Annotated in this window: 7 protein-coding genes; 4 read left to right on the top strand and 3 right to left on the bottom strand. The window is 64.7% G+C overall.

Annotated elements, in window-relative coordinates; translation table 11 throughout:
- Nucleotides 1-13 precede the first annotated feature (13 nt).
- The 3 genes from AB5Y64_RS14725 to AB5Y64_RS14715 all read right to left on the bottom strand — a co-directional run bounded on the left by AB5Y64_RS14725 (nucleotide 14) and on the right by AB5Y64_RS14715 (nucleotide 4,158).
- Complete coding sequence (locus tag AB5Y64_RS14725; RefSeq protein WP_053288733.1) at nucleotides 14-1,342, bottom strand: IS4 family transposase; 1,329 nt, start codon at nucleotides 1,340-1,342, stop codon at nucleotides 14-16.
- A gap of 117 nt (nucleotides 1,343-1,459) precedes the next feature.
- Nucleotides 1,460-3,460 (bottom strand): hypothetical protein, encoded by a 2,001-nt coding sequence (locus AB5Y64_RS14720; protein WP_043156418.1) that lies wholly within the window; start codon nucleotides 3,458-3,460, stop codon nucleotides 1,460-1,462.
- Nucleotides 3,461-3,606: 146 nt separating this feature from the next.
- A complete protein-coding gene (locus tag AB5Y64_RS14715) occupies nucleotides 3,607-4,158 on the bottom strand; it encodes a lipoprotein (protein WP_368204059.1) in 552 nt (183 codons plus the stop codon).
- Nucleotides 4,159-4,478: 320 nt separating this feature from the next.
- Here AB5Y64_RS14715 and AB5Y64_RS14710 point away from each other — a divergent pair, with 320 nt between their 5' ends.
- From AB5Y64_RS14710 to amoF, 4 genes are read left to right on the top strand one after another with little or no spacing between them, the layout of a single operon-like run.
- Nucleotides 4,479-5,666 (top strand): isochorismate synthase MenF, encoded by a 1,188-nt coding sequence (locus AB5Y64_RS14710; protein WP_368204057.1) that lies wholly within the window; start codon nucleotides 4,479-4,481, stop codon nucleotides 5,664-5,666.
- Complete coding sequence (gene amoE / locus AB5Y64_RS14705) at nucleotides 5,663-7,330, top strand: amonabactin biosynthesis (2,3-dihydroxybenzoyl)adenylate synthase AmoE (protein ID WP_043156424.1); 1,668 nt, start codon at nucleotides 5,663-5,665, stop codon at nucleotides 7,328-7,330. Before AB5Y64_RS14710 ends, amoE begins: the two co-directional genes overlap by 4 nt.
- Nucleotides 7,331-7,353: 23 nt before the next feature.
- Nucleotides 7,354-8,262: an amonabactin biosynthesis bifunctional protein AmoB gene (gene amoB, locus AB5Y64_RS14700; RefSeq protein WP_043156426.1), complete on the top strand. Its 909-nt coding sequence runs from the start codon at nucleotides 7,354-7,356 to the stop codon at nucleotides 8,260-8,262.
- Nucleotides 8,259-11,360: an amonabactin biosynthesis non-ribosomal peptide synthetase AmoF gene (gene amoF, locus AB5Y64_RS14695; protein ID WP_161469554.1), complete on the top strand. Its 3,102-nt coding sequence runs from the start codon at nucleotides 8,259-8,261 to the stop codon at nucleotides 11,358-11,360. Before amoB ends, amoF begins: the two co-directional genes overlap by 4 nt.
- Nucleotides 11,361-11,377: the final 17 nt, after the last annotated feature.

Here is an 11,377-nt window from a genome sequence, read left to right as displayed (position 1 = left end):
TAATGCCAGTCAGTTAAGCCTGACTGGCATTGTTTTTACTAGGTTTTCTCGTCGCATACTTCTGTGGTTTGGCTTTGATGCACCTTGGGTAACTTCGTTCTCGGCGGGCGGGTAACTTGAACTGCTCTGCCTGTTTGTCCAACTCAGCGACACGCCCTGGAACCATGCCCGGTGACACAAACGGCAGGCAACTGAGTTCATGCAGCAGATACACCGATGCCATGTGAAAGCTCAACTGGCTGGCCGTATAGCCCTTTAAGCTCGCCGCCATCCTAACCATCTGATATCTCAGTAGGTTATAGGCCAATACCAAGCCCCATAGCTCCTGCCTTACTCCATCGGGTTTCTTGCTGCGCAGCGTCAGCCGGTGCTGTTGCAGGCTATGTTTCATCTCCCGATAGCCCAGCTCGATTTCCCAGCGATTCTGGTATAGCTCCATCAACTCGCTGGCCGGGAAGCGCAGCGGGTCGGTGAGCGAGGTCAGCACCTGCCGCTCCTTGCCGTTTACCGTCCGGGTCAGCAGCCGGGCTTCGAACTGCTCCGGCAACTCGCTCCACTTCTTCTTGGCCTGCGGACTGGCACTGAGGCGTACCAGCACATCCTGCCGCCCCAGCTTGCGGATGACCTCGTATTGAGCCCCCTTTTTCAGCGGAATAAGCCAGTGACGCGCTACGCCCTGGCGTTGCCAGGCATGGAGTAACCCCAGTGAGTAGAAGCCCTTATCGAACAGGGTCAGGCTATTATCGGGTGTTTTTTCAATCAGTTGCTCTGCCAACACCATCTCGTTTACCGCACAGGAGTCCATCACTGTCTGGGTCAGCAGATGACTGGTCAGCTCCATCTGACACAACATGCGGACCTGGGGATATTGCGTCTCCCCCTGGACGGTTTTCGACTTGGCAAAGGCGCCGGCATTGTCCGGAGTATCGGGCGTGCGCCAGACCACCCCGTCCACGGCCAGCAGCTGCAAGCCGGCCCAGGTGGGGTGCTGACACTGCTGATGCCAGAGTGTGGCGGTCTGCTGGAACACCTGTCGAACGGCTTGGTCAGCCAGTTTTTGGCGCGCCTGGATGAAGGCGCTGGGGACGACAAACGGCCGGTCGCCGGGTAACAGGATATCGAGCTGGTTGGCCAGCTGGGCCATAGGGACATGACGAAACAAGGACATCCCGATAATGGCCCATAGCACCCGCTCCATGGGCATGCGCCGTCGGCGCAAGGAGACGGAGCCCGTCTCGGCCAAGCAAGCCTGCACCAGTTCAGGTGACAGCAGGTCAGACAGGGACTCAAACTTTCCGGGAGGACAGGCGTGAATGAAGTCGAGAGCTTGGTCGATACGCATAAAAAAATCCGAAACCCAACAAGGAGTTTCGGATTCTTACACAGCCTGAGGATCGGTCAATGGATCCTTAACTGATCGGCATTAGAGCCCTGGGCTCCCTTTCTATTGGTGGTCGATTTATTTCTCGCTGACCAGGGCCTTGCCGGCCATCACCATGGCGGTGCCATGCTTGCCACCGGCGGCGGTCACTTGCGGGACGCTATCTTCGTCGGTGTCGCTGCTGGCCCCCTCGATGACGTTCTCGCCGGAGTCGCCGATCCACTCGGCCATCTGCATGCCGCCGTTGACGGTGCCGCGGAACCAGCTCACGTAGCGCTGGGTCAGCTGGGCCAGCTCCAGCTCGGGTGCCTTCTCGGCCCCTTCGTTGCGCAGGTTCAGCATGGCAGAGCGCAGGGCGCCGGAGATGGCGGCCTGGGTCCAGGGGGTGTATTCACCCTGCTTGCCGGCGAGCCAGGTACCGGCCTTGGCATTGAAGTAGGCCTTGTCGGCGGCGATGAAGAGCTCGCGCGCCGCGGTGCGGTACTTGGCATCCGAGGTGGCCAGGAAGGCGGCGGTCAGGCCGCGGATGGCGGCGAACTGCGCGTCGATGGACTGACCGGCGTCAAGCTTGCCGCCCAGTGTCAGACCGTCATGGACCAGGCCGTTCTTGCCCTTGAGGTTGGCGAGGATGAAATCGGCCTGCTTGCGGACCAGTGCGATCGCCTGCTCACCCTGTGGGGTCTTGAGGTTCAGCTCGCCATTGTCACCGGCGGCGTAACCCACAGGCAGCGCATCCTGGGCGCGCTGGAAGATCTGCAGGGCGACCAGGGCGTAGGCGGCGTCGAAGGTGGTGACGTGCCCGGCCTGTTTGCCAGCTTGCCAGCTGTCGACCAGGGTGCCGGCCTTGGGCTCGAAGTGCAGGGCCAGCAGGTTCTTGAAGGTGAGGTTGGAGAGGTTCAGGGCCAGGGAGAAGGCATCGCTGCCCGCCACCGCCTTGCCCAGATCGTTGGTCTGGTTGGCAGCCGGAGCGGCGGCGAACGGGGCACCGTCAAACACGGCGTGGAAGGCCGGGTTCTGATTGGTGTTGGCCGTGCGCTGATCGCTGAAGGCGTAGAACTCGGAGAGGGGCCACAGCAGCATCCAGGCGTCGCGCAACTGGGCGGAGCCGTCCACGACCTCCAGCTTGCCGATGGCACCGGCGTCGTTCTTGCTGGTCTCGGTCACTTTCACCTGATGAGGGAAGTAGACAACCCCCTTGGCCGGATCGTACTGCGGGGTGATTTTGGCGCCCAGGGTCTTGCCGTCAAAGCCGAGCTGACCTTGCAGGATGGCGAGCTTGTCGATGGACTGCTCGGTCAGCATCATGCCGTTGAAGCCGTCGGCGGCAGAAACCCCCAGCTTGTGCTTGCCGTCCTGATCCATGGTGGCGGACGCGGCTTCCACCTCTTCATCGGTCTCGGCCACGTGCATGCCCCCGAGGAAGTCCTGGGACCACATCACTTCCTTGAGCAAGATGCCGCCCACGGCGGCCGGGACCAGCAGGTTGTCACTGCCGCTCCAGCGCAGGGTGGCGTAGTCGCGGAAGTAGGCGGGGACCTGGGTCTTGACGCTCTTCTCGTTGCCCTTGGCGGTCTTGATGGTGATCTGGTCACCGTTGACCGGGGTGGCGTTCACGGCCTGGGCGAACTCCGGGTTGGCGGAGGCGTAGGGCAGGGAGAGGGGATACATGCCCTGGGGAATTTCATCGGCGGGGAAGCCGACGGCCTCGGCCATGGCCAGTACCCGTTTGCCCAGGTCGGCCAGGGTGCCGCCACGGGCCTGGTTTTGCGGCCCGTTGACCAGATGGGGGCCCATGCCGGACTGGTAGTTGAGGGCGTACATTGCCTCTTCGGAGTATTCATAGGATTCGATGCCGGCGGCGAAGTCGAACGGGGTCGGCTCGTCGGCGCGGTTGGCGTCCAGCACATCCAGATCCAGACCGATGGCCTCGGCCAGCGGCTCGCCGGAGAGCTCGAATTCGGTGTAGGCCAGCATGTTGGCGGCGGTGTTGAACGTCTTGTCCTCCACCTTGACGGCAGCCTGTGCGGCGCTGCTGAGGAGTGCGCAGGCGATCGCCTGCACCAGTACGGTTTTTCTCATGTCCTTCTCACCATATTGTTGATTTTATTATGACGCTTCTCATGAATCTAAATGAGAATGGTGTGCATTATGGGGCAAAGGGCGGGGCTTGAGAAGAAAAAAACCGCGCCCCGGTGGGGTGAAGAGGAGGGGCGCGGCGGCAGGTGTCACATCAGTTTGAAGGGGATGACCAGTCGGCCCGGCTCCACCTTGAGGGCCTCGACCTTCTCCTTGATCCGCGCCTCGTTCTGGCGGCTGCCATCGAGCCGGTAGACGGGGGTCTGGGAGAGGAACAGGGAGAGGGACTGGTTGAAGGTGGGCAAGAGCGGGGAGAGGGCGGTGCCCACGTCCGCCGGCTCGGTCTTGACAGAGATGAGCTCGAGATCGCGCAGATAGATGGCGCCCTGCTCGGCCACATAGTCCGGGCGTGCCCGCAGGGAGAGGCGGATCTTCATCTGCTGGCTGCCCAGCGGGCTCGCCACCTGCAGCTCGCCGGCGGCATCCAGCTCGACCTTGTCGACCTGGCTGCGGCCGATGCGGCTTTGCATGTCATCGAGTCGGATCTTGCTCGACATGATGCCGGGGATCCCCAGCTGTTTCTCGAAGGCGACTCGCTCCTTGAGGTACTGGTTTATCTCCCCTTCACTGACGCTGTACTGGGTCAGCGAGCAGGCCGCCAGCAGCAGGGCGAAGGGGAGCAGAAGCAGGTGTTTCAACATGGGAGGGTTCCATTTTCGGGGCTGTCACAAGAGGTGGCGCCATCTTAGAGGCAAAGCGGGTTGGCCGCCAGTGGGGCCGCCCTGACCGGTTTCTGTCGCATCCCCCATATGGGGATGGCAATCCGTTTTCATTCGAGTAGCAGTTTCCCTTCATTGCCAGCAGGCCCGCCCTGGCGTCATCCCCGACATACCCACAGACAAGCTCCTGTTTTAACGGTGCAAAATCCCATTGACCCCGCGATTTCAAAGCGAGTATTTTACCGCCGCACAAAGTCAAATTGATAATCATTATCATTTTGAATCTTCTTTGAGGGTATGGCGTGAAGACTCGAGTAATGGACAATGGCGCACCTGCCGAGGCGAAGATGTCGCCTGATTTCTTGTTTACCTCGTGTCAGGGCACGATCAGTGCCACTGACCTGGGGCAACCCATCACCACCCCCGCCTGCGAGTGGCCCCTGCTGGCACAGCAGATAACCCTGGCCCTCGATGCCGCCAGGGCTGCCGGCCAGAGCAACCCCCTGCTCATCGGTGCTTTTGCGTTTGATCCGGCAGAGGCTTCCTGCCTCTATGTGCCCGGCCGTTATGAGCGGGGCGAGAAACTGGCCCCGACAGAGCCGTCATCGGTGACCGCGGCTGAGCAGGCCCCCGAGGCCAACCGGGTCATCTCGGTGCAGAGCACCCCGCCGGCCAGCGAATTTCAGGCCTCGGTCAGTGCGGCGCTGGATGCGTTTGCACAAGGCCGGCTCGCCAAGGTGGTGTTGTCGCGCAAGCTGACACTCACCCTGCATCAGCCCGCCGACCCTAAGCGGGTGATGAGCTGTCTGATGGCCCAGAATCCCCACGCCTTCCACTTCTCCCTGCCGCTCGGCCAGGGTCGCCGCCTGCTGGGCGCAAGCCCCGAGCTGCTGCTGCGGGTCAGCGGGGGAGAGGTGTTTACCCACCCGCTGGCGGGCTCCGCCAGACGGGCGAGCGAGCCGGCGCAAGACGAGATGGTGGCTCGGGATCTGCTGGCCTCTCGCAAGGACCAGCATGAACACAAGTTGGTGATCGACGAGATCCGCCGGGTGCTGACCCCCCACTGCCGCGAGCTGGCGATCCCCGCTCATCCCTCGCTGATGAGCACGGATACCCTCTGGCATCTGGGCACTCCCATCGCTGGCCGGCTCAATGGCGGCGAGGCGTCGGTGCTCTCCTTGGCCTGCCAACTGCATCCCACCCCGGCCCTGTGCGGCTATCCCACCGATCTGGCCCGCCAGTTCATCCGCGAGCAGGAGCCCTTCCGGCGAGCCCTGTTCAGCGGCATCGTCGGCTGGTGCGACAGCCAGGGCAACGGCGAGTGGGCCGTGGTGATCCGTTGTGGCGTGCTCGATGGCCATCAAGTGGAGCTGTTTGCCGGCGCCGGCATCGTCGCGGGCTCGGATCCCGCCATGGAGTGGGCCGAGACCGGCACCAAGCTGGGGACCATGCTCAAGGCCCTGGGCCTGGATTTGGAGGTGGCACAATGACCCAGTCCAACCGCTTCCTGCCCTATACCCGCTGGCCCGAAGAGTTGGCGGAGCTGTACCGCGCCAAGGGTTATTGGCGCGGCGAGCCGCTGACCGCCATGCTGGCGCGTCAGTGCGAGCTGGCACCTGACGCCGAGGCCATCCTCTGCGGCGAGCGCCGCTTCAGTTATCGTGAGCTGGACGCCGCCTCGAGCCGGCTGGCCGCAAATCTTGCCCGCCACGGCCTGGGGGTGGGGGACACCGCACTGGTGCAACTCCCCAACGTGGCCGAGTTCTATCTGGTGTTCTTCGCCCTGCTCAAGGCCGGCATTGCGCCGGTCAACGCGCTCTTTAGCCACAACCGGCTGGAGCTCCTCTCTTATGCCGAGCAGATCACTCCGCGCCTCTTTGTCGGCTCGCTGACCCACCCGCTGTTTGCGAGCAAGGGACGCGAGAGCGAGCTGCTGACAACCATCGGTGCCGAGCTGGTGCTGCTGGATGGCGATGGGGGGGAGCTGGGGCTGGCTCGCTGGCTCGGCGAGGGGGATGAGGGGAGCTCCCCATCCGTCTCCTTTGCCCCGACCCCGGCGAACGAGGTGGCCTTCTTCCAGCTCTCCGGTGGCAGCACAGGCACCCCCAAGCTTATCCCCCGCACCCATGACGATTACCTGTACAGCGTGCGCCGCAGCAACGAAATTTGCGGCCTCGGCTCCCATACCCGCTATCTGTGCGCCCTGCCGGCGCCCCACAATTTCCCCCTGAGCTCCCCGGGCGCCCTGGGGGTGTTCGAGGCAGGCGGCACCGTGGTGCTCGCCCCCGACCCCAGCCCCATCAGCTGTTTTCCGCTGATCGCCCGCCACCGGGTCAACCTCACCTCGCTGGTGCCGCCGGCGGTCTCGCTCTGGCTGCAGGCAGCGGAAGCGGACCCCACTGCGCGCATTCAGCTCGAGAGCCTCGACTTGCTGCAAGTGGGCGGCGCCAAGCTGGGGGAGGCGGTGGCCAGCAAGATTGGGCCGCTGCTCGGCTGCCGGCTGCAGCAGGTGTTCGGCATGGCGGAAGGGCTGGTCAACTACACCCGGCTCTCTGATCCCGACGAGAAGGTCATTCACACCCAGGGCCGCCCCATGAGCCCGGACGACGAGGTGCGCATCCTCGATGAGGCGGGCAATCCGGTTGCCCCCGGCGAGCCTGGCGCCCTGCACACCCGCGGCCCCTATACCTTCCGCGGCTACTACCAGAGCCCGGCCCACAACGCCCGGGTGTTTGATGCCGAGGGCTTCTACTGCTCCGGCGATCTGGTGGTACAGGATGCCGATGGCTACCTCACCGTGGTGGGGCGGCAGAAGGATCAGATCAACCGGGGAGGCGAGAAGATCGCGGCGGAAGAGGTGGAAAACCAGCTGCTGCACCACCCTGCCATCACCCATGCGGCCCTGGTCTCCATGCCCGACAGCGCCATGGGGGAGAAGAGCTGCGCCTTCATCGTCAGCACGGATCCCGCCTTGAAGCCGCTGGCCTTGCGCAAGTTTCTGCGCGAGCGCGGGGTGGCGGACTTCAAGCTGCCCGACCGCTTCGAAACTCTGGACGCCCTGCCCATGACGGCGGTGGGCAAGATTGACAAGCAGGGGCTGCGGGCGCGCATTGCGCACGCCATCGCCGCCAACCAGCCCCTGACAACAGCATAAAACTAAAAAGGAATCATGACGTTATGGCAATCCCAACCCTGAACAATTACGCCATACCCAGCCAGTGGAAGGCCAACAAGGTCGACTGGTCTCTGGATCCCAAGCGCGCCGCCCTGCTGATCCACGACATGCAGGAGTACTTCACCGCCTTCTATGGCGAAAACAGCCCGTTGATCGCGGCGCTCACCGAGCGCCTGGCCGCCGTGCGCAAGCAGTGCAAGGCCCTCGGCATCCCGGTCTTCTACACCGCCCAGCCCAAGGATCAATCCCCTGAGGATCGCGCCCTGCTCAACGACATGTGGGGCCCGGGGCTCAACAAACGGCCCGAGCAGCAGCAGGTGGTGGCAGCCCTGCGCCCGGAGCGGGACGACACCGTGCTGGTCAAGTGGCGCTACAGCGCCTTCCAGCGCTCCGAGCTCGAGCAGATGCTCAAAGCGCTGGGGCGGGATCAGCTGATCATCGGCGGCATCTACGGCCATATCGGTTGCATGATGACCGCCTGCGACGCCTTCATGCGCGACATCCAGCCCTTCTTCCTGGCGGACGGGGTGGCGGACTTCTCCCTGGCCGACCACCAGATGGCGCTCGACTACGTGGCGACCCGCTGCGGCAAGGTGATCCGCTGCGAGGAGGTGCTGGCCCTTGCGCCGGTTGCCGCTTCTGCCGTCCAGAGCAATCCGTTGCTGACGTATGAGGGGCTCAAGGCGCGGCTGCTGAGTCATATCGACGAGGACGAAGATGAGTTTGACCCCGATGAGAACCTCATCGACTACGGTCTGGATTCGGTGCGGATCATGGCCCTGCTCACCGAGTGGCGCGCCGCCGGGGTCGAGCTCGGCTTCGTGGATCTCGCCAAGTTGCCGACCCTCAACGGCTGGTGGCGCCTGATCGAGGCCAGGCTGGCAGCCCAGGCGCTGGAGGTGACCCCATGAACCGCTTCCCCTTGACCATACCTCAGCAGGGGCTCTGGTCCGGACATCTGCTGAACGACGACAAGGCGATGTTCAACACCGCCGAGTGCATCGCCTTCGACGGCAAGGTCGAGGCGGCCGTGCTGGCCGCGGCCCTTGCCAAGGCGGTGGGGGAGTGCGAGGCGCTCAAGGGCCACTTCGAAGACGATAAGGAGGCGGTCTGCTTCGTCCCGGCCGAGCTGCCCCTGGCCTATGAAGAGGTCTCCCTCGAGCGCGATGACGAGACGCTGGCCCGCGCCTGGGCCTGGGCCGATCTGCGCCGCCCGTTCGAGTTGACCCAAGAAGCGCCCTGCCGTTTCGCCCTGCTGCGCGGCCCCGGCCGCGATTACCTCTACAGCTGCGTGCACCACATCGCGCTGGATGGCTTTGGTACCACCTTGCTGTTCCAGCGCATCGCCGAGCTGTATGCAGAGGGGCTGGCCGGTGAGATGAACTCCCCATCCCCCTTCGGCTCGTTGGCTGAGGTGCTGGCCGAAGAGGCGAGCCGTGAGCAGAGCGGCAAGAACGCCGCCGCCCGCGCCTTCTGGCAGGAGCAACTGCAAGGCTGGCCCGAGGTGACATCATTTGGCTCGTTACGGGCGCCGATTGCCGCCGAATTTATCCGCGAGAGCCGTCCGCTGCCGGCGGCGCTCTGGCAATCCCTGACCGGCTTTGCCGACGAGCACAAGCTGGGCTGGCCCGATCTGCTGCTGGCCGGCCTCTCGGCCCAGCTGTCGCTGTCGAGCGGCCAGGATAAGACCCTGCTCGGCCTGATGATGATGAACCGCATCGGCTCGGCGTCCCTGACCGTGCCCTGCATGCAGATGAACATTACCCCCCTGGCTCTCGCGCTTGGTGAAGAGCTGGATCTGGCGGGAGCCGCCGGCGCCGTGGCCAAGGCCAAGCGCGGGGTGCGCAAACACCAGCACTACCGCTACGAGCTGCTGCGTCGCGACCTTGGCCTGGTGGGGGGCGACAAACGCCTGTTCGGCCCGCTGGTCAACATCATGCCGTTCGATCACGCTCGCCGCTTCGGGCCGCTATCTGCCCATATTCTCAACATCAGCGCCGGCCCGGTGGAGGATCTCACCATCGAGGTGCAGGTCGGCGTCGATGGTCAGCCCAGACTGGATCTGGACGCCAACCCCGGCTGCTACTGTCAGGCGGATCTGGCAGCCATCGCCGATACCCTGTTTGCCCTGCTGGGACGCTGGCTGGCCGAGCCCGCCCAGACCCTGGGGACGCTCAAGGCCGACTGGCTGGCGGAGCAGCGGGCCAGGGCCCTGATCGCCGGCCCCACCCATGAAGTGATCAAGACGCGGCCTGTGCTGGAGGCGCTCTGCCACTTCGCCGCCCAGACCCCGGACAAGATTGCCTTGATTCAGCGCACGGCGCAGGGAGAGGCCCGCTTCAGCTACGAGGCGCTGCTGGCCAGAGCCGAACAGATGGCGGCCGCCTTGCAGGCCGAAGGCGTCGCCCCCGGCGACAAGGTGGGGGTCATGCTGGCCCGCACCCCCCAGGCCATCTTCGCCCAGCTGGCGGTGCTGCTGGCGGGCGCCGTCTATGTGCCCCTCGATCCCGAGCAGCCGCTGGAGCGCCAGGGCCATATTCTGCGGCTGGGGGAGGTCAAGACCCTGATCACCCAGGCCGAGTACCGCCACAAGCTGGCCAGCCTGTTTGAGGGGCGCACCCTGCTGGCGGGGGATCTGGTGAGTGGCGATCGGCTCAACCAGCCGGCCGCCGGTCGCGCCGTCGCCTACCTGATGTTCACCTCGGGCTCCACCGGCCTGCCCAAAGGGGTGGCGGTGAGCCACGGCGCCCTGGATCACTTCGCCGCTGCGGCCCGCTGCCGCTATCACCTCGATGAAGACGCGCGGATGCTGCAATTCGCCCCCTTCAACTTCGACGCCAGCATCGAGGAGGTGTTCGCCACCTTGAGCGCCGGTGCCACCCTGGTGCTGCGCACCGACGCCCTGCTCGAATCCATGCCCGCCTTCGCGGCCGGGGTGGAGCAGATGGGGATCACCCACCTCGACCTGCCTACCGCGTTCTGGAACGAGTGGGTGGTGGCGCTGACGGCGGGCCAGGCCCATATTCCTGCCGGGCTTACCACCGTCATTATCGGCGGCGAGGCGGTCTACCCCGAGCAGTTGGCCCAGTGGCAGCGCCAGGGCCGCTCCGATGTGCGCCTCTTCAACACCTACGGCCCCACCGAAACCACAGTGGTGGTGACCACCCAGGAGCTGCAGCGGGAAGACCCGAGCCAGGCCCAGTTGCCCATCGGCCTGCCGCTGCCCGGCATGCAGGCGCTCATTCTGGGGGCGGGGGAGCAACCCGCCGAGGAGGGGGAGCTGGTGCTGCTCGGCCCGCAGCTGGCCAACGGCTACGTGGGGGACGTGCAAGGTAGTTTCGATACCCTCCGTGTTGGGGCGGAGCAGATGCCTGTCTACCGCACCGGCGATCGGGTGCGATTGGTGGATGGCCGGCTGGTCTACCTTGGTCGGCGCGACAACGAATTCAAGATAAGCGGCTATCGCATCCAGCCCGGCGAGGTGGAGGCCCAGCTGCTGGCCCTGCCGGGGGTGGACGAGGCGTGCGTGCAGGGGGTGAGCATCGGCAGCGTGCGCCGGCTGGTGGCCTTCGTGGCGGGGTCGGAGCGCGACAGCCGGGTCATCAAGGCGCAGCTGGCCAAGGTGCTGCCTGCCGCCATGATCCCCACCGACTATCGCCACTATGACCAGCTGCCCCGCACCGGCTCCAACAAGCTGGATCGCAAGGCCCTGCTGGCCGCCTACCAGGCGGGCGGCGAAGCCTTGACCCTGGGCAGCGAGACCGAGAACCGGGTCGGCACTATCTGGCAGCAGATCCTTGGGCTGGCCACCATGGCGCCCACGGACAACTTCTTCGAACTGGGGGGCCAGTCCCTGCAGACCATTCAGATCGTCAACCGGCTCGGCGCCGAGTTCGGGGTGCAGGTCAAGGTCTCCGACGTGTTCGATCACCCGCGCCTGGACGACTTCTGCCGTTTCCTCGACGGCCTGCTTTCCGAGGACGAAGAGAGCGTGGAGATGGTGTGGTGATGGATAAGGAGCAACAA

The sequence above is a fragment of the Aeromonas sp. R5-1 genome (assembly GCF_040908265.1).
In the GTDB taxonomy this organism is placed as follows: Bacteria; Pseudomonadota; Gammaproteobacteria; order Enterobacterales; family Aeromonadaceae; genus Aeromonas; species Aeromonas caviae.
The sequence above is the reverse complement of the archived record's forward strand: the minus strand, read 5'-3'. Positions and strand labels throughout refer to the sequence as shown.

Bases quoted from the DNA above. Each gene is read 5' to 3' on its own strand.
- AB5Y64_RS14725 (WP_053288733.1), bottom strand. From the start codon at position 1,342: ATGCGTATCGACCAAGCTCTCGACTTCATTCACGCCTGTCCTCCCGGA.
- amoB (WP_043156426.1), top strand. From the start codon at position 7,354: ATGGCAATCCCAACCCTGAACAATTACGCCATACCCAGCCAGTGGAAG.
- amoE (WP_043156424.1), top strand. From the start codon at position 5,663: ATGACCCAGTCCAACCGCTTCCTGCCCTATACCCGCTGGCCCGAAGAG.
- AB5Y64_RS14720 (WP_043156418.1), bottom strand. From the start codon at position 3,460: ATGAGAAAAACCGTACTGGTGCAGGCGATCGCCTGCGCACTCCTCAGC.
- AB5Y64_RS14715 (WP_368204059.1), bottom strand. From the start codon at position 4,158: ATGTTGAAACACCTGCTTCTGCTCCCCTTCGCCCTGCTGCTGGCGGCC.
- amoF (WP_161469554.1), top strand. From the start codon at position 8,259: ATGAACCGCTTCCCCTTGACCATACCTCAGCAGGGGCTCTGGTCCGGA.